The organism is Paludisphaera sp. (genome assembly GCF_037189885.1).
Taxonomy (GTDB): domain Bacteria; phylum Planctomycetota; class Planctomycetia; order Isosphaerales; family Isosphaeraceae; genus Paludisphaera.
In genome coordinates, this window is the sequence record NZ_JBBCIR010000035.1 from 1 (window position 1) to 19,224 (window position 19,224).

13 protein-coding genes are annotated in these 19,224 nt (G+C 70.3%); 7 read left to right on the plus strand and 6 right to left on the minus strand.

The window, feature by feature from the left end; all coding sequences use genetic code 11:
- Positions 1-773: 773 nt before the first annotated feature.
- On the plus strand, positions 774-1,607 hold the full coding sequence (locus WG209_RS11825) for a sugar phosphate isomerase/epimerase (RefSeq protein WP_337175249.1): 834 nt from the start codon (positions 774-776) through the stop codon (positions 1,605-1,607).
- A 370-nt stretch (positions 1,608-1,977) separates the two neighbouring features.
- Entirely contained in the window at positions 1,978-2,649 is a 672-nt protein-coding gene (locus WG209_RS11830; RefSeq protein WP_337175250.1) for a class I SAM-dependent methyltransferase, read from the plus strand.
- Between the two features lie 4 nt (positions 2,650-2,653).
- On the opposite strand, the gene WG209_RS11835 is transcribed toward WG209_RS11830, so the two are convergent.
- The 3 genes from WG209_RS11835 to WG209_RS11845 form a co-directional block, all read right to left on the minus strand.
- Positions 2,654-4,000, minus strand: a complete 1,347-nt coding sequence (locus WG209_RS11835; RefSeq protein WP_337175251.1) for a dicarboxylate/amino acid:cation symporter — start codon at positions 3,998-4,000, stop codon at positions 2,654-2,656.
- 103 nt (positions 4,001-4,103) lie between these two features.
- Entirely contained in the window at positions 4,104-4,748 is a 645-nt protein-coding gene (locus WG209_RS11840) for a PEP-CTERM sorting domain-containing protein (protein WP_337175252.1), read from the minus strand.
- 209 nt (positions 4,749-4,957) lie between these two features.
- Positions 4,958-5,281 (minus strand): 2Fe-2S iron-sulfur cluster-binding protein, encoded by a 324-nt coding sequence (locus tag WG209_RS11845; protein ID WP_337175253.1) that lies wholly within the window; start codon positions 5,279-5,281, stop codon positions 4,958-4,960.
- Positions 5,282-5,550: 269 nt separating this feature from the next.
- Between WG209_RS11845 and WG209_RS11850 the strand changes: the two genes are divergently transcribed.
- The 4 genes from WG209_RS11850 (at position 5,551) to WG209_RS11865 (ending at position 11,865) form a co-directional block, all read left to right on the plus strand.
- Positions 5,551-7,224 carry a hypothetical protein gene (locus tag WG209_RS11850; RefSeq protein WP_337175254.1) on the plus strand — a complete coding sequence of 558 codons (1,674 nt, stop codon included), beginning with the start codon at positions 5,551-5,553 and terminating at the stop codon, positions 7,222-7,224.
- A gap of 114 nt (positions 7,225-7,338) precedes the next feature.
- A complete protein-coding gene (locus WG209_RS11855; protein ID WP_337175255.1) occupies positions 7,339-7,683 on the plus strand; it encodes a hypothetical protein in 345 nt (114 codons plus the stop codon).
- Between the two features lie 293 nt (positions 7,684-7,976).
- Positions 7,977-10,175 carry an NADH-quinone oxidoreductase subunit L gene (gene nuoL / locus WG209_RS11860; RefSeq protein ID WP_337175256.1) on the plus strand — a complete coding sequence of 733 codons (2,199 nt, stop codon included), beginning with the start codon at positions 7,977-7,979 and terminating at the stop codon, positions 10,173-10,175.
- Positions 10,176-10,230: 55 nt separating this feature from the next.
- Complete coding sequence (locus tag WG209_RS11865; protein ID WP_337175257.1) at positions 10,231-11,865, plus strand: NADH-quinone oxidoreductase subunit M; 1,635 nt, start codon at positions 10,231-10,233, stop codon at positions 11,863-11,865.
- Between the two features lie 223 nt (positions 11,866-12,088).
- On the opposite strand, the gene WG209_RS11870 is transcribed toward WG209_RS11865, so the two are convergent.
- Together WG209_RS11870 and WG209_RS11875 are read right to left on the minus strand one after the other, a co-directional pair.
- Positions 12,089-13,405, minus strand: a complete 1,317-nt coding sequence (locus tag WG209_RS11870; protein WP_337175258.1) for an MFS transporter — start codon at positions 13,403-13,405, stop codon at positions 12,089-12,091.
- Positions 13,406-13,425: 20 nt separating this feature from the next.
- A complete protein-coding gene (locus WG209_RS11875; protein WP_337175259.1) occupies positions 13,426-13,899 on the minus strand; it encodes a thioesterase family protein in 474 nt (157 codons plus the stop codon).
- A 236-nt stretch (positions 13,900-14,135) separates the two neighbouring features.
- Between WG209_RS11875 and WG209_RS11880 the strand changes: the two genes are divergently transcribed.
- A complete protein-coding gene (locus WG209_RS11880) occupies positions 14,136-17,465 on the plus strand; it encodes an Ig-like domain repeat protein (protein WP_337175260.1) in 3,330 nt (1,109 codons plus the stop codon).
- A gap of 24 nt (positions 17,466-17,489) precedes the next feature.
- Here WG209_RS11880 and WG209_RS11885 read toward each other — a convergent pair whose 3' ends face one another.
- The gene (locus WG209_RS11885) at positions 17,490-18,989 is read right to left on the minus strand and encodes a N,N-dimethylformamidase beta subunit family domain-containing protein (protein ID WP_337175261.1); all 1,500 of its coding nucleotides are present in this window, start codon (positions 18,987-18,989) and stop codon (positions 17,490-17,492) included.
- Between the last annotated feature and the right edge of the window lie 235 nt (positions 18,990-19,224).

Consider the following 19,224-nt stretch of genomic DNA (forward strand, 5'->3'; position numbering starts at 1 on the left):
GTGGCGCTTCGGGACTCGCGTCGGCTCAGGGAACGCGCGGCCGACGCACACCCCGAAGCGCCACGGCCCTCACCCGCCGCTGGCGCGGCGGCCCTCTCCCGGCGGGAGAGGGGCCAAATCGGGCCGAGCGATGGTCGGCGCTCATGGCATTTCCCCGAAACGGGCCGGAAGCCTGAAATCACCGACCGCCCGTCGCGGACCATGCATGGTGATAATCGTCCTCGCTCCTTGGCATCCCAGACTCGGTTCGAGAAAAGAAATCGGAAACATGGAATCCCCGATACCTCGCCGCGGACTGTTAGGGGAGATGGTGGACTCCGCTCCTTGGCATCTCGGAATCGGCAACACGGCGATTGGCCCGTCGGGTCGGGCTCGTCGCCTCGGCCGTGGCGCGGCCCGACCCTGGGGCCTGTCCGCCCAGGTCGCCCGGATTCGGGGGCCTCGCCCGGCGGGGTGAATCACGCCGGGCGGCGGCGGAGGCCGTCGAAAAGATGCATTCGAAAATGACGAACGAAGCCAACTCGATTTCGACTGAAAGCCATGAATTGAAAGTTGTTACGCGAAATCCGACGCGGCATCGCGATGACGAACGAAGCCACCGACGGGGGGAACCGCGACGGGCCCGTCATCCCGGCGGGAGGTCGGCGACCCGGGCGTCTCGGGGTAGGGCCTGGCGATCGCCACCGGCCTGGGTTAGCCTCGCGAGCGACGCGATCGGCGAGGCGGGGCGTCCCGCCTCCCGCGCGACCGACCTCGTTCGACGGGACGATCCCATGACCACGACCCTCTCCCGACGCGGGTTCCTCGCCGGCGGCCTGGCCGCCGCGGGCGCCCTGGCCGTCGGCCGCCACGCCCTCGCCGCATCGGCCGCCCCCTTCCGCCTCGGCCTCCAGAGCTATTCGCTGCGGGGCTATCGCGAGGGGGACAAGTCCAGCGTGGAGAAGGCCCTGGCCGTCTCCCACAAGCTGGGCGTCCGCAACTGGGAAGCCTACCCCGGCCACCTCCCGGTCACGGCCGACGAGGCGGCGATCGCCGGCTACAAGAAGCTGCTGGGGGACGCCGAGGTCCAGGTGGTCGGCTACGGCGTCGTCCCCATCAAGAAGGGGTCGCCGGAGAACCGCAAGTACTTCGATTTCGCGAAGGCGATGGGGATCGAGTACCTCGCCATCGACCCCGACCCGGACGCCTTCGACGACCTGGACAAGCTGGTCGACGAGTTCCAGATCGGCGCCGGCATCCACAACCACGGCCCCGGGCACCGCTACGAGTTCATCGACGACATCGCCAAGGCCATCGCCCACCACTCCCGGCTGGTCGGCTGCTGCATCGACTGCGGCCACTTCCTCCGCTCCCGCGAGGATCCCATCCGCGCCGCCGAGGTCTTCGCCGGCCGCGTCTTCGGCATCCACCTGAAGGACGTGAAGGACGCCAAGCACTTCACGATCCTCGGCCAGGGCGACCTCAACACCCCCGGCCTGTTCAAGACCCTGAAGTCCCAGGGCTACAAGAGCCTGGTCGCCCTCGAATACGAGGAGAACGAACAGGATCCCGCCGACGACATCCGCGCCTGCCTGGAAGAGGTCCAGAAGGCCGTCGACTCGCTCTGATCGTCTTCCCCCCTCGCGGGGGAGGACAGACCGCTAAGCGGTCAGGAGAGGGGGACGACGAGCAGGAGGGCCTTCGGAGTCAGCGAAGGCCCGACCGGCCGCCGCGAACCCCGACGGCCGACTCGCTCGGCTTCCCCCCGTCCGGCCCTCCGGGCCACCTCCCACCGAGGGGGGAGGACTCAATCGCCCCGGGCGGGCGGGAAGAAAAGGCATTCGAACTCGACGAACGAAGCCAACGCCGCCAGACCGCAAACCGATCTATAGTAGTCATTTGCGCGAATTCTCGGTTATCACGCGCGTGACGAACGAAGCCAACCCCGGCGGGGCGGCGTCCGCCTCGCCGTCCCCGGCATCTCCAGGAGCCGACCCGATGATCCCGCGCATCCTTGAGCCCGAGGCGATGGACGGCCCAGAGGAGGTCGCCCAGTACGACGCGATGGATCATCGGGCGGTGAACGAGGCGTTCGTGGCCGACTTCCTGGCCGTCCACGGCCCCTGCCGGGGGGGCGAGATCCTGGACGTCGGGACCGGCACCGCCCGGATCCCGATCGCCCTGGCGACGGCCGACCCCTACGCCCGCCTCGTCGGCTTCGACCTCGCCCCGGCCATGCTCGACCGGGCCAGGAAGAACGTCGCCGAGGCCGGGCTGTCCGGCCGCGTCCGGTTCGTGCTGGGGGCCGCCAAGGCCCCGACCGCGCTGGGGGACGACCGGTACGAGGCGGTCATCTCCAACACGATCGTCCACCACATCCCCGATCCCACGCCGGCGATCGCCGCCATGGCCGACCGGGTCGCCCCCGGCGGCACCCTGATGATCCGCGACCTCTATCGGCCCGAAGACCAGGAGACGCTGGCTGGCCTGGTCGAACGATACGCCGGGGAGGAGGCGGCCGAGGCCCGCGAACTGTTCCGGGCCTCGCTCCACGCCTCGCTCACCCTCGGGGAGATCGCCGACCTTTGCGTCGCCATCGGCCTCCCCGCCGACGCCGTCTCCATGACCTCGGACCGCCACTGGACGCTGGCCTGGAGGCGCCCGGGCTGATCGATCAGCCGGCCCCGATGGCGGTCGCCTCGGCCTCGGCCTCGGCCGCCGGCGGGGCGATCCTGTCGACGAGCACGGCGACGGTCATGTCGCCGAGGACGTTGGAGGTGGTCCGGCAGCGGTCGAGGAACCAGTCGATCGTCAGCAGGATCGGGAGCTTGTCGATCGGCAGGCGGACGGCGGCGAAGATCAGGGGCATGGTGACGAAGCTTCCGGAGGGGATCCCGCCCGCCCCCACGCTGGCGACGAGCGTCGTCAGCATCACGATCACCTGGTCGCCCAGGCTCAGGTCGTACCCCAGCGCCTGGGCCATGAACAGGGCGGCCGTGGCCTGGTAGAGCGCCGTGCCGTCGTTGTTGAAGTTGGTGCCGACGCAGGCGCAAAGCTGGCTCGACGGCCGGGACACCCCCATCCGCTTGAGTGCCCCGAGCGTGATAGGGATGGTCGCCGCGGTGCTGGCCGTGCTGAAGGTGTTCGCCATCACGTCGGCCGCGCCGCGGAGGAACCGCGCGGGGGACATCCGGGCCATGACGGCCATCTGGATCAGGTACCAGCAGACCTGGCAGCAGAGCCCCAGGACCACCGCCGCGATCAGCCAGATCAGCGACGAGAAGACCCGCATCCCCTCCTTCTGCCCCACCTGCGCCGCCACGATCCCCAGCACCGCGAAGGGCACCAGGGCGATCACCCAGAGCAGCACCTTCATCATCAGCTCGAAGCCGATGGAGAGGAGGTCGATGACCGCCTGGACCTCCCGGGCCTCCTCCCCGCCGACGCGGCGGGCGTCGCGGATCTTCACCAGGCCGATCCCCAGCGCCAGCGTCAGGACGACGAGCTGGGCGATGTTGTTGGTGGCGAACGCCTCGCCGATGCTCTTGGGGATCATCTCCGTCACCAGCTCCGCGACGGTCCGCTGGACGACGGGCTGCGTTTCCCCCACGTCCCCCAGCGAGGCCCCCTCGCCGGGCCGGATCAGGTTCGACATACCCAGGCCGATGACCATGGCGACGATGGTGTTGACCAGGTAGAGGAGCATCATCACGCCCCCCTGCTTGCCCCGGATGTCGTTGGCGACGATCGCGTAGAGGATCGCCAGCACGACCAGCGGCGCCGCCAGCGCGGTGAGGGCGCGCATGACGAGGTTGGGGATGATCTGGAGCGACTTCGCCCCCTCGCCCCATGCCATCCCCAGCGGGATGGCGACCGCCACGGCGATGAGCACCCAGACGTAAAGCGGCAGGCCCCCCGGCCGACTCTCCGGCTCGTCCTCGACCTGGGGGGCGCCGAACGTCGGGTCGAGTTCCGGGTCGAGTTCGGGCGAGGGGCTGGCGTCGTGGTCGGTCGGCGGCATCGCGTTCTCCGGGCGTCGGCGGCGGGTCGCATCCGATGGATCGGGCCAGCATTATGACCCACCGCCGCCCGCGTCGCGAGGCCTCCGCCGAGCCGACTCGCCATCAGGCCGCCATGCGACGGCGCCTCCGACGCGCGACCAGCGCGGAGCCGACGACGCCCAGGAATACGAATACCGAGCCCGGCTCGGGGACCGGGGCGGCGATGGTCAGGACCGACTCGACTTCGAACCCGGTCGGGCCGGCCGGGTCGTTGCCGATCGCGAGGCGGGCCGACAGATTGGGGAACCACGGCGGTATCTGGTCGGACAAGACGCCTTCGGCCAGCCGGAGGTCGCTCGCGACCGCTTCGCCGGCGGCCGACAACTCCATCCGCTCCACGTAAGGAGGGGTGTACCTGAGCCAGTACTTCTGAATCCCCTCGGCCACGCCGGCGAGGGTCAGCTCGGCCAGCCGCGCCCCGGTCCCGGAGTCCTCCAGGACAGCCCGATACGCGAAGGGAGTCGAGAACGGCAGTTGCGCCCCCGTGCCGAGCGGTGGGAGGGGAGAAGGATGAAGCTCCGACAGCGTTGACTCCGCGACCCGGAGCAGCGGCGCGTCGCCCCCGGCGGCCAGCGTCGCTTCGACGCCCGGCGCGAAGAGCCCGCCGCTCCCCTCGATCCTCAGCCGTAGCGGCGACGCCTCGGCGCGATCCCCCCAACTCGTCGCGACTCCCGCGGCCAGCAACGCGACCCAATACAACGGACGCATGGGGATTCCTCCTTGATGAGCGACTCTCGGCGGCGGCATGCGATTCCGAGCATGCATCGAGGAATATGCCGCCCTTCGGGTAGCTCGTCAAGGCGGGAGATGGCGGGACCCGAGCGGTCCCGCCCCTATGGTCCAGTCGGCCCTGGCGCCGGCGTGCGGGGCCAGGGAGCGGTCGTCATCCCGATCGCCGAGGGGGCCGGAGATTTTCCTCAGTCTTGCGGCCGCGTGCCCGCGGGGAGCCCCAGGTCCGAGGCGCGCTGGAGCACGCGGACGGTCAGGTCGTTCTGGACGCGGATCTGGCAGGAGAGGCGGACGTTGGGCCCGAACTCGGGCTCGCGGGCCAGCCGGCCACGCTCCTCCATCTCCGGCGGGGGGACCTCGCCGGCGAGGATCTCGACCCGGCAGGTGGTGCAGCGGGCGTTGCCGCCGCAGCGGTGCATGACGTCGATCCCCGCGTCCTCGATCGCCAGCACGAGCTTCCGCCCCGCCTCGACCTCGAACGACTTCTCCCCCTCGACCGTGATCGTCGGCATGACAACTCCGTGGACTGGCGCCGGGCGACGAGTCGCCCTTCCTGAAAGTGGTGCGACGCCGATCATCCCACAACCCCGACGGCGAGGGCAAGGGAGGGCGCGGCCGCGTCAGTCCCGCGCATGATAGTACATCCCCATGCTTGACATTCGCGACTCGCCAAAGCTACGCTCCATATTCATATCGAACATAATGCGAGCGTTACAGACATCGCCTCCGACGCAATTCATCGCAATCAGCCGATCTTTGGCCACGATGGTGGAGCGATCCCATGAGCCGACTGGTTTCCAGCCACGCCGCTTCCGCACGGAAGATCGCATGGGCCCTGGCCGTCTGGCTGCCGCTCGCGGGCTTGAGCCGGAATCCAGGAGCCTCGGCCCTGGCCCAGCCGCCAGGTCCGGCACCCGTCGACGACACGCCGATCCGGATCGAGACGAGCCCTCGGGTGGACGAGCGGCTTTTCCTGATCCGCGCCCTGGAGGGCCTGTACAGCGAATGGCCCGTCCCTTCCGGCGACCCGGCGGTATTCCGGACGCAGGTCGCCATGCTGCGGCGGAGCGCGGCCCTGCATGCCGCGCATGTCGAGGCGAGGAATCTGGACCCGTCGATCGCGAAACTGTTCCGGGACTGCGCGGATTTGCTGAACGACTACGACGAGGCCCTGGCCGGCGTCGCCCGGGCTGAACGCGAGGCGATCGACGAGGTGAAACAGAGACGAAGTCGGGACGTCGCCCACGCGAAGGCGAGCGGGGGCGAGGGCTCCGCCATGGGGGACGCGCGGAAGGACCCGCCAGGCGCGCGGGCGACCGGCGCCGGCTCATCTCCAGTCGTCCAGATCTTGAACAGTTTCACCAGGGCGGCGGCGCTCGATGAGACCAAGAGGGCCTTGAGCGAACCCATCGCCACGGCCTACGCCGCCAGGGCATCGGAGACGCTCGCGCACGCCCGGGCCGCCACCGGCATGCTCGCGCGGGAGCACGGCTGGGAGCCAGCCGAGGTCGGATTCGACACGTCTCCCGAGGAAACCCAGGAGTTGGCGGCCGCCATCGAACGGGGCGACTTCCGGCGATACGCGCGGATCCTCGAGGTCATCTCCCACAGACGCCCTCGAGATCCGCTCCTCCTCGGGCTGCTCGCCAGGACGACCGCCGCGTCGCTGGGGCCCTCGGCGCGGCCGGAGGCGCTGATGCGGCAATCCGACGCGTGCCTCGACGCGGCGTCGCTCGTCCCCGAAGGGCTCTTCTACGACGGGTATCGGGCCGCTTTCGTGGCCGACGCGGCCCGACTCGCCGGCGCGGCGGCCGTCGCGGAGATCGGCGACAAGGGTTGGATTTCCGCCCCGGTCCCTTCCGCCCCGCGCGCCGTGCGGCTCTGGAGGACCCATCTCGCCTACGACGAATTGGACGCGTCCGGAGCGGACCGGGCGGAACTGGCCTGGGCGCTGGCGATGGCCGGCCGTCGTCAGGAAGCGCTCGCCGAGGCGTTCCAGGTCGCCACGCTGAGGCGCGACGACCTGACTTACCTGTATGCGCTCGCGTGCCTGCTCAGCCTCGAAGGTCGGATCGACGAGTCCTTCGCGTTGCTCCGGCACGCCATCGAGTCGTGCGGCTTCTACAACATCGCCAGCCTGAAATCGGACCCGGATCTCGCCGCGGTCCGGTCCAAGAAGGCGGCGGAGTTCGCGGACCTCGCCAGGGTCAAACACGACTGGAAGATCGAGCGTGGCATCTTCTCGGACGACATCTGCCTGACCAACAAGTCGGCGTTCCCGATCACGAACGTCAAATTCAAGGTGACGGTCGCCTCGGAGGGCTACAGCACCTGGTCGCGGACGTTCGAAGCCGTGGCGATCTTCCCCGGGGAGACCCATCGCTGGAACACGCGGATCACTTCTCGCGGGAAGGCCGCCGAGAGCAAGGGCGTGCTGACCGTCGACCAGGACTGACCGGCCCTCCTCGCGGGAACTGCTTCTGGTGCACCGCCCCCGCTCCGCGACGGGCGGGATCGGTCGGAGACGTCGCATCGCCCCCGAAGTCCCATGTCCAGCGTGGGAGATAACGTGAATCGCGACCTCGTGATCGACGCCCTACAGGAGCTCGGCAGCCGCGAGGCCCAGGAAACCTTGTGGTTGTCCGACGGATCCAATGGAAGCCTGGTGTCGTCGTTCGTCGAGGCGATTGAGAGGTTATGCACCGACTCGGGGCTGGCCGGAGACATAGAATCGGGCGCCGCCGGGTTGGACGACAGGTTCGTAGCGTTGTACAAGAGGTTGAAGGGCGTCATTCGCAAGATCGATTACTGGAACCGCGACCCGCGCGCGGTGATCGACGACGAGCGAATGGGTGACGTGCGCGCCATCAGCCGAACCATGCTCGATCTCATCTTGCCCGACCGCGACTTATGAGTGTCTCGTCCGAGGCCGAACTTTCGTAGCCGCGCCACCCTGAACGGTCCGGGCGCGTGGCCGGCTTCCGGGATCGAGGGCGGTGGCCCTGGCCGGCGGGGCCTTGAAACCGGCGGCTCGGCGTGCGATAGTCCACGCTCACGCCTCGCCCGGCATGACGCGCCGGCGCGGATGACGCGGGCTGGGCCGCGAGGCCCGCGCCCCAGGATCGCCGCCGGGATGGGACCGTCCGACGCCTTCGCGAATGGCCGGGCGCGTCGCCGCGGTCGCTTCGCCACGAAGGACGCTCGAACATGCCCTGGCAGGTGGGTCTCTACGCCGCCGCCCTCCTCATCCCCCTGGCGGCCTTCCTCGTCGAGATCCTGTTCATTCGAAGGCTCGGCCGGCTCAACGCCCCCATCGCCACCGCGGCGATCGCCGCGTCGTGCGCGCTGAGCGCCGTCGGGTTCGTCGACTACTTCCTGGTCGAGAACCGCGCCGCGCTGTCCGAGCCGGTCCACCACGAGGGCGAGCACCACGCCGATCCCCCCGCCTGGGAGGCGTCGTTCGACTGGGTGGTCCTGGACGCGCCGACGGGCGGGGCCGCGCTGGCGATCCCGCTGGGGATCCGCGTCGACGGCCTGGCCGCCATCATGTTCCTGATGGTCACGTTCGTCGCGACGCTGATCCACGTCTATTCGTCGAGCTACATGGCGGAGGACTCCCGCTATCCGCGGTTCTTCGCGTACCTCTCGCTGTTCTGCTTCTCCATGCTCGGGCTGGTCGCGTCGCCGAACCTCTTCATGATCTTCGTCTTCTGGGAACTGGTGGGGGTCTGCTCGTACCTCCTCATCGGCTTCTGGTACGAGGAGAAGGCCAACGCCGACGCCGCCAACAAGGCGTTCGTGGTCAACCGCGTGGGCGACGTCGGCATGCTGATCGGCCTGGGCATCCTCTGGTCGGCCCTGGGGACGTTCGACTTCCGCGAGGTCGTCGCGGCGATCCGCGACGCCTCCGGCGCTCTCCGGCCCGACGCCCCGATCGCCTACGGGCTGCTGACGCTCGCCGGGCTGGGGATCTTCGCCGGGTGCGCCGGCAAGAGCGCCCAGTTCCCGCTGCACGTCTGGCTCCCCGACGCCATGGCAGGGCCCACGCCCGTCTCGGCCCTGATCCACGCGGCGACGATGGTGGCCGCCGGCGTCTACCTCGTCGCGCGGTTCTTCCCGGTCTTCACGCCCGAGGTCCTGAACGTCATCGCCTATGCCGGCGGGATCACGCTGTTCATCGCCGCGACGATCGCCCTGGTGCAGACCGACTACAAGAAGGTGCTGGCGTACTCCACCGTCAGCCAGCTCGGCTTCATGATGCTCGCGCTGGGGGTGGGGGGGTGGTCGGCGGGGGTGTTCCACCTGCTGACGCACGCCTTCTTCAAGGCCCTGCTGTTCCTGGGCGCCGGCAGCGTCTACCACAGCGTCCACACCTATGAGATGGCCGGACTCGGCGGCCTGCGCAAGCGGATGCCGACCACTGCCATGACGATGCTGGTCGGCACGCTGGCGATCTCGGGCGTGCCGTTCTTCAGCGGGTTCTACTCCAAGGACGCCATCCTCGCCGCGGCGCTGGCGAAGGCCTGGGCCGATCCTCGCCACGCCACGCTGTTCGTCCTGCCGGCCGTCGGCGCGGTGCTGACGACGTTCTACATGTTCCGCATGTGGTTCCTCGTCTTCGCCGGCGAACCCCGAGGCTTCCCCGACCCCCACACCGCGCGCGTGGTCCACGCCCAGGACGAGGAACACGCCCTGGCGATCGAGGACGCCGAACACGGGGTCGGCGCCCCTCAGCACGAGCTGAACCCGGCGGCCCACGCCCACGAGAATCCGGCGATCATGACCCGACCGCTGGTGATCCTGGCCGTGCTCAGCGTGGTCTCGGGCTGGACTCCGTGGCTCGGCCTGCCGATCGGGACGCCCGTCCTGGAGCGGATGATCGCCTTCGGCGCGCCGGTAGGCGTGGTCGACGCCCACTGGGCGCACCGATACGCGATGGGGTCGTCGCTGGTGATCCTCGTGATGGGCGTGCTGCTGGCCGTGCTCTACTACGCGCCCCCCGGCCTCCGCTTCGCGCCCCGGCCCCGGTTCAGCCCTTCGCGAGCGGCCGGGGGGTTGGGGCCCTTGCATCGGTTCCTGTTGAACAAGTGGCACGTCGACGACCTCTACGCCGCGGCGATCGTCCGCCCCGCGTTGCGGCTGGCGAGGGCGTGCGCGGGGTTCGATCGGCTCGCGATCGACGCGCTGGTGAACGGCTCGGCGCGGACGGTCGAGCTGCTCAGCCGGGCCGGCGGGATGTTCGACCGGCTCGGGGTCGACGGCCTGGTCGACGGCCTGGCGGCGTCGCTGGGCTTCGCCGGGGACCGCGCCCGGTCGATCCAGACCGGTCGAGTCCGCAACTACCTGATGTTCCTGGCGCTCGCCGTGATCGGCCTGTTCGCCGGCGTCTACGCCTGGGTCGGCTGACCCCGGCCCGGACGCAACCCATACGCAGTCACCCCCTTTGCCCGGCGCCCCGCCCATGAGCGACCAACTGCTGCTGACCTCCCTCTGGCTCGTCCCCCTGATTGGCGCGGGGGTCGTCCTGCTCCTGCCGAGGGGGGCCGAACGGCACGCGAAGCACGTCGCCACGGCGTTCAGCGCCGCCGCGCTCGCGCTGGCGGTCTACGCGCTTGTCCTGTACGTCGGGGACGACCGATCCGCCGCGTCGCTCGCCGATCGCGCGGCGAGCGGCGGCTTCCTGACGGCGCGGCACGACTGGATCCCGGCGTTCAAGATCCAGTATTTCCTGGGTCTGGACGGCATCAGCGTCAGCCTGATTTTGCTGACGAGCCTGACGACCCTGCTGGCGTGCCTGGCGTCGTGGCCGATCGAGAAGCAGCCGCGGGGGTATTACTCGCTGTTCCTCCTCCTGGCGGCGACCATGACGGGCGTCTTCCTGGCGCTCGACCTGTTCCTGTTCTACGTCTTCTTCGAGGTGATGCTGCTGCCGATGTACTTCCTGATCGCCATCTGGGGCGGCGAGGACCGGGAGTACGCGGCGATCAAGTTCCTGCTGTACACGCTGTTCGGCTCGGTCTTCATCCTGGTCGCGATCCTGATCCTCTACTTCTGGACCGGCGACGCCCCCGCGGGGGACTTCCGCGGCGGCTCGTTCGACATCGTGAAGCTGACGGGGATCGCCTCGACGACCGGGTACTACGGGCGATGGATCCAGGACTGGGTGTTCGTGCTGTTCCTGGTCGGGTTCCTGGTGAAGCTCCCCTCGTTCCCGTTCCACACCTGGCTCCCCGACGCGCACGTCCAGGCGCCGACGCCCATCAGCATGATCCTGGCGGGCGTGCTGCTGAAGATCGGCGGCTATGGCATGATCCGCCTGGCCTGGCCGCTCGCGCCCGCCGGGGCGCTCGACTGGTCTTACGCCGTCGCGGCGCTGGGGGTCTTCAGCATCGTCTACGGCGCGCTGGCGGCGATGGCGCAGACCGACTTCAAGAAGCTGGTGGCGTACAGCTCGGTCAGCCACATGGGGTACGTCACGCTGGGGCTGGCGGCGATGAACCTGGCGGGGGGCGGGGCGTACTACGCCTACGGCGTCAACGGGGCGATGTACATGATGCTGGCGCACGGCATCACGTCGGCCGCGATGTTCTTCCTGGTCGGCGTGATCTACGACCGCGCCCACACCCGCGACCTCGACCGGCTCGGCGGACTCAACGACGTGATGCCGGTCTACGGCGCGGTCTCGTACGTGATCTTCTTCGGCTCGATGGGCCTGCCGGGGCTGTGCGGGTTCGTGGCCGAGGTCTTCGTGGTGCTGGCCGCGTTCCACTACAGCGTGCCGATGGGGATCCTCGCCGCCGCGGCCGTCGTGCTGACCGCCGGCTACATCCTCTGGACGATCCAGCGCGTCTTCCTCGGCCGGAACGAGGCGTGGAAGGGCCTGCCCGACCTCTCCCCGCGCGAGGTCGGCATCTCGGTCCCGCTCGTCGTCCTGACGGTGCTGATGGGCGTCTTCCCCCAGGCCCTCATCCTGCGCTGGATGAGCCCCTCCGTCGACCGCATGGTCGCCGGCGTCGCCTCCGGCGCCACTCAGGCCGCCGGCCCGATGGCCGACCACGCCGACCAGCCCCCCGCGGTCGTCGCCGAGGCGAGGTGATCCGGATCGAGCGTGAAACGCGCGTCCCCTCTCCCCCTGGGAGAGGGTGGCCCGAAGGGCCGGGTGAGGGTCTACGCGCTTCGGGAGTCGCGATGGATCATCGCGGGCGCGGCCGACGCTCCATCCGCGCTCCGACGACCCTCACCCGCCGCTGGCGCGGCCGCCCTCTCCCGGCGGGAGAGGGGACGATCCATGGCCGCCCATTCATTCGACGGGGTTTCCCTCACCGCGCCACGCGTTTCCGCTGGTCCCAGTAGAACCGCACGGCGACGAGGCCGGTGGCGAAGGCGACGGCCGACAGCACGGCGAAGGCGCCCGACCAGCCGAGGGCGTTGGCGATCTGGGCCATGATCAGGCCGGAGGCCATCGCGCCGATGTAGCTGACGCCGTCGATGATCCCGGCGGCGGCGGCCGAGCCGCGCTTGCCGCCGAAGTCCAGCGCCACGGCCCCGGCCAGGAAGGAGTACGGGCCGACCAGCAGGAAGCCGATCAGGGCCACCATCGCCGCCGGGCCGAACGCCGTCCCGTGCGTCACCTTCATGGCCAGGAACAGCAGCGCCACCGACGCCGCCATCACCCCCACCAGGATCACCAGCGCCCGGCCCCCCCTCCCGAGCTTGTCGCTCAGGAAGCCGACCAGCAGCACGGAGATCCCGCCGAAGAACGGGAACCACGAGCTCTTGTCGGCCGCGTCGGCGTCGGTGAAGCCCAGGTCGTCCTTGAAGTAGAGCGGGGTCCAGTTCTGGAACGTCTCGCGGAGCAGCGTCAGCCCGATCGACAGTAGGCAGACGTACCAGAACAGCGAGCTCCGCAGCAGCGGCCTCAGCACGTCGCGGAGCGGCGCCGGCGCCGCCTCGGCCCCCGCCGCGCCGAAGAGGTTGTCCGGGTGCGGCTCGGGCTCGACCTCGCCGAAGTCCGCCGGGCTCTCGCGCAGGAAGAACAGGTTCAGGAGGAACATCGCGGCGAGCACGCCGGCGGTGGCGAGGAAGACGCCACGCCAGCCGAGGCCGTTGTCGATCAGCACCTTCATGAACTGACGCGAGATGGCGTCGCCGAACAGGTAGCTCAGGCTCACGAAGCCCATCACCGCGCCGAACCGATGGTGCGGATACCAGCGGGAGACCACCCGCACCACCCCCACCCAGCCCAGCGACTGCATGAACCGGTTCCCCACCCCCGCCGCCGTGAACGCCGGCAGCGAGCCGCTGAAGGCGAACAGGACCGTGAAGGCGATCGACCCCACCATCCCCGCCAGGAAGATCCGCGCGCCGCCCAGCCGGTCCGTGATCCCGCCCCCCAGGAACTTCCCGACCGCATAGGCCAGCGCCCCCAGCGTGATGATCGTCCCCAGGCCGACCACGGCCTGCTCGGCCGTCGTCCCGCCGGCCACCAGCTCCTCGCGGATCATCGGCGCGCAGACGGGGAGGTTCGACCGGCAGAAGTAATACCCGGTGTACCCCGACATCAGCAGCGCGAGCGTGACCATCTGCTTGCGCTTCAGGCGGGGGGAGGCGGTATCAAGGGGGGCTTCGGTGCTCACGGCGGGTCCGTCCTCGGGGGTCAGGAGCGGGGGAATTCGCGGCCTTCCAGCGCCTCGATCGCGCGGCGGAGCGGGTCCGGCACGCGCGTCGGGCGCTGGAGGTTGTAATCGAAGACGACGAGCGTGGAGGCCCCCTCCGCGGCGAGGGCCCCCTGGGAGCGGCTGACGATCCGATGCTCGAGGCCGATGCTGCTGACGCCGATCCGCGTCACCCGGACGCCGACGTCGACCGTGTCCGGGAACGTGAGCTGCCGCCGGTAGTCGTTGGAGACCGACGCCAAGATCGGCCCGACGCGATGCTCGCGGTGCAGCGCCATCAGCCCGACCCTCTCCGCGTAGACGATCCGGGCCGTCTCGTACCAGCGGAAGTACCGGACGTGGTTGACGTGCCCCAGCGCGTCCTGGTCGCCCCAGTGCAGCGGGACCTCGATCGTCACCGGATAATCCGCCAGCAGGGCCGAGGCCTCGGCCCCGGCGTCGCCCGCCTGGTTCATCGTCGTCGCCCTCCCCGGAGAAGGTCTCCGATCATATCCACCCCCGGGCGCGGCGTCGACGATCCAAGGCCGCGCGAATCCAGGAAACCCCGCGTCCCGGGCGGCCGCCCGGACGTTGAATTCACCCGATGCACGCGGTCATGGCTCGACCCGCGTCGACGCCGATTGCATATTGGGATGCTTCGAGCCCGCGGCCGCGACGCCGGCCCCCTCAAGATCCAGACGCGAGCGCCTGAATGAGCATCCTCCGAACCCTCGCGGGCCGGGCGACCGAAGCCCGACGCGCCTCCCTCGCCTCACGACGCGACCCCGCCCGGCGGCGGTCGAGACCCCGCCTGGAATCGCTGGAAGGCCGACTGGTCCTCGCGGGCCCCGGGGCGACGCTGGACGTCTCGACGGCTCCGTACTTCCTCCAGGCGGGGCTGCCGCAAAGGGAATCCGCGCCGGAATGGAACTCGATGTACGGCGAATCCATCGCCATGACGCCCGACGGGAACGTGCTAGCCGTGTCCTCGACAATCCGCGAGGGGGGTGAACGGACCACGATCGGCGCGGTCGAGATCTGGGAGCGTTCGGGACGCGAGTGGTCCCGCGCCGCCACCCTCACCCCGCCGGCCGAGTCGGCCTCGAGCGTCATCGGCTTCCTGCTGAGCATCAGCGCCGACGGCTCGACGGTCGTCGCCTCGGCGTACGGCGTCGCGGCCCCGAACCGCTCGCTCCTGGTCTTCGAACGCGACGGCGCGGACTGGGCCTTCCGACAGAACATCGCCGCTCCGCTCGAGTGGGCCCCGGGTTACTCCACGTGGCAGCGCACGGGTCTGGCGATCAGCGGCGACGGGGACGTGATCGCCCTGGGGACGTCGGCCGGCCTGCTGGGCACCCCGGCCGAATCCACCGGCAGGGTCCAGGTCTACACTCGCTCGGGCGACGCCTGGGGCGAGACCGCGCGGCTCGCGCCCCCGGATCCGGCGTCGGCCTGGTCGTTCGGGATCTCGGTCGCCCTCTCGGCGGACGGCGCCACCCTGGCCGTCGGGGCGGGAGCCCCGACCACGCGGGACGCCGGGCCCGGGAACGTCTTCGTCTACGACGCGACGCCCGGCGGCGAATGGGGGGCCCCGACGGCGGTCGACGGCTCGGATGGCTCGCGGTTCAAGGGAGAGCGGATCGCCCTGAGCGCCGACGGCAAGACGCTGCTGGTCTCGGGCGTGGAGGACGTGCCGGGCCCGAACGGGCCCCTCTATCAGGGGACGGCGTACATCTACGAGGAGACTGGGGTCGGATGGGCGCGGACGGCCCGGTTCGCCGAGGCGTCGGGAAGGCCCGCGGATTATGACTTCGGCGGTTTGCTCGCCCTGTCGCCCGACGGCGACACGGCCGCGGTCGCGGGCATCGCCTATCCCGGCGGCGAGCGCATGGTCTACGTCCATGGCCGCGACTCCGGCTGGGGGCGAACCTCGGTGATCACGCCCGCCGGGACGATCGGCCTGACGAGCGGCCTATTCGGCGGCCTGGCGGCGTCGGACGGCGATGTCGCGCTGCGGTCGGTGACGGTGGCGGGATGGACCGTCGACGTATACCACCGGCCGACCGGCTTCGAGGTCATCCTCGACCCATCGGACCTCGCGACCAGCCCCGGCGAGCCGACGACGTTCCTCGCCGCCGCGACAGGGGCGACCGGGGTGGACGTCCGATGGCAGGCGAGCGCCGACGGGGGCCAGACCTGGGCCGATATCCCGAACGCCGTCCACGACTGGTACACCATCACCCCGACCCTGGCCGACTCCGGCAAGATGTTCCGCGCCGTCTTCACCGACGCCCATGGCGCGAGCGCGACCACCCGGCCGGCGACGCTCACCGTGGCCCCGGCGATTCCCGTCCTCACGGTCGAGCCCGTGCTCACGCCTCATGCGCAAGGATACCTCGCGAGCTTCAGGATCCACGTCGCATCGGACGGGGCCAACCCGCACGTCCCAGGCCAGGGCCGGATCGCCATCCGCGTGACGGACGCCGCTGGGCTCGTATCGGTCTATAATGGCTGGGCCTACGCGGGGCAGGGCATGATCCCGGCGCAGGGGCGCGTGTTCACCCCCGGGCTCTATGCCATTGACGCGACGTATGAGCCCTCCTCCGACCCCCACTACGGCCCCGCCTCGACCAAGACCCAGATGGACGCCCCCCGGTTCGACGCCGACATCCAGGCGGAGCTGAGCGACGCGGCCCCCCGCCAGGGGCAGGAGGTCAGCCTGATCGTCCGGTCCGGGGCCTACGCCACCGGGCTGGTCACCGCCTGGAACGGGTCGGTGTTCCTCGGCGGGGCGACCCTCCAATATGGCTCGGGGGGGGGGACGCGGGCCGTCATCCCGTTCCGATTCCCCCACGCCGGGATCCAGCCGGTGCGATGGGTCTACGAGGGGGACGCCGAGCACGCCCCCGAGTCGGGCGAGGTGGTCGCCGACGTGGCCCGGGTCGCCACCACGATCGTCGCGACGCCGCGCTCGGGGTCGCCGATCCACTATTTCGGCGAGGAGGCCGTGTACGACGTCGTCGTGACGACGGCCGACGGCCGCCCCGCGACCGGGTCGGTGACCGTGTCGATCGACGGCCGGCCCTGGGAGACGGCGACCTACGAGCTCTCCGGCGACGGACGGCTGTGGTTCAGGCTGCCGGGGCACTTCGCGGCGCACGGCCACGTCCTGCGACTCCGATACCATGGGACCAGCAACTTCATGCCCGCCGAGCTGGCGAAGGGCTTTGGCGTCTACAAGGCCCCCACCACGCTGACCCTCGCCACGCCGTTCCCGGTCACCCTGGGGGTCGGGCGGATCACGCTGGTCGCCCGCGTGGAGAACGCCAAGGCTCCGGTCGTCCCGGTCGGGAGCATGGTCCGGTTCTACGTCGACGGCACCTTCGAAGCCGAGGCGCCGGTCGGACTCGACGGCACGGCGACCTACACGAGGTCGTTCGCGACCACGGGGACGCATTACGTCGCGGCGGTCTTCCCGGAGACGGAGAACTTCCAGGGGTCGGCGTCGAACGTCGTCGCGCAGCACATCGGCCGTCTGGCGACCGTAACGACGCTCACGTCGACGCGAAACCCGTCGACCGCCGGCCAGCTCCTCGAATTCGTCGCGATCGTCGCCCGCGCGGAGCCGTTCGCCCTGCCGCTGACGGGATCCGTGCGGTTCTACCTGGGGCTGAATCCAATCGCCGAGATCCGCATCGACGCGAACGGCCGGGCGGCCCTCCCCGCGAGGTTCGACGCGGCCGGGTCGTACCTCATCACGGCCGTCTACCTTGGGAATTTGAGTTACGACACCAGCCAGTCGGCCCACCTCCGCCAGTCCGTGGTCCCGGCGACCTCCGCCGCCCAGGCGGCGGCGACCGCGCCGACGCCGACCGCGCCCGCGACGGCCGCGGCGAGCCCGCCCGCGCCCGCGGCGTCGGCGGCGGCCGTGGCGGCGGAGGAAGCGCGGAAGCCGCTCACGCCGGCCCAGGCCCGACGCGCGGCGCTGGCGGCGAGGCTCGCCGGCCGTCGGCCGCTCGTCGTGGGCCGGATGCGAAGGTGACGTCGATCCGTCGGGGCCGGCGCGTCAGGCGCGGGCCCCGCGCATCCGCTCCAGGAGGTTGGCCGTGATCCGCTGGACGCGGGGGTCGACCCCCTTGGGGCGGGTGTAGACGTCGGGCATGACGAAGCCCGGCGGGCTGGAGAGGCCGGTGGCCCACCAGATCGTCGAGGCGTTGAAGACGAAGTTCTCCCTCGGGCCGGGGTAGATCGTGGCCGTGTAGAGCCCCTCGCCGCGCGGGCTCCTGGTCGGGCCGCTGGCCACGATCTCCAGGCCGGGGATGTCCCACGGCTCGCCGTGCCATTCCCAGCCGACGAGGCCGCCGATCGAATCCCCCTCCTTCATCCCCGATCCCTGGAACAGCCAGTGGTCGGGGCGTCGGCAGGTCCAGTCGCCGCCGCCGGTGACGGGGAACGTGCTCTGGGCGCCGATCAGCGTGGCCTCGTTCGGCCCGTTCTTCTTGAGCCCGGCCTCCTCCGGGAAGCCTTGCTCCAGCTCCTCCTTGCGGGGCGAGCCGAAGCGGCCGACGCGCTCGATGATCCGGCCGGGGCGGCCGTCGGACGAGGGGTGGATGTCGACCACGCCGCAGATGCTGTTGCCGGAGAGGAACGCCAGGTTCACCCCGGCGTCGCGCGCCTTGCTCACGTTCTCGAACATCTCCAGCGACCAGTACTCGTCGTGGCCGATGGAGATCCAGCCCTTCGCGCGCAGCAGCCCGGCGGGGTCCAGGTGGGTGTCGATGTTGGATATGTACGTCACGTCATATCCGCGCTCCTCCATCCAGAAGGCCAGCGGGAACTCCCACAGGAGCCACTCGCCGGAGCCGACGGACAGCGGGACGTCGAAGATCTGGCAGTACTTGCCGTAGGGGCGGTCGAAGCTCGTCTGGACGTCGGCGCCCCAGTACCACTGCTTGTCGCCGTCGTCGTAGAGCGAGAACTGCGAGGGCCAGCGGTTGTAGGCGTTCCAGGTGTTGTCCGAGACCTGGAACAGGAAGTCGGCCTCGCGGTCGTCGCGGACGACGAAGACGATGTAGCTCTCCAGCCCGTTGCGCTCCGCGCGGAGCTTGGCCAGGTAGACGCCGCTTGTCCAGTCGTCCGGGATGGTGATCGTGACGGCGGGCTCCCAGAGGCACTCGCGCAGGCGCAGGGGGCCCACCTCGGGGTCGGGCTGGACGACGCCGTTGAACGGGCCCAGCTTCTCCACCAGCCGGCCTCCCTTGCCCTGATAGAAGCCCATGCGGTACAGCTCGACGGTGAACCGCGAGGCCGGGTTGGCGCTGACGTGGAAGGAGATCGACTCGCCGGGGCGGACGCTCGTCCGCGAGGCGTAGCCCTCGATCCCCGGGCTGCGATACTTGGTGGCGGGGTCGACGACGACGTTCGTGGCGATCCAGTCGGTCGTTCCGGGCCGGGCGTTCTCGGCCCGGACGCGGTCGGGGTCCGCGGGGGTCGCGGCGCGGGCCTGGACCAGGGCGGGGGCCAATCCGGCGGCCGTGGTGGTCTTCATCCAATCGCGACGGTTCATCTGGGTGGCCTCGGCGTTGAAAGCGTCCCGGGCGTCGCCCCCGCGTTGGGGCCGCCCCCACTATGGGACGGCCCCCGGCCCGTCGCAAGTGGCGGGCGACGCGAGGCGCGATCGCCCGCATGGGATCACGGACCGGCCGCGTGCGGATAAGGCGACCTTTGTAGGGCGGCGCGAACCATCGAACAAATTGGGTAGCGGAACGGCGTGGCCAATTGATAAATTCGCTACGGTCGAA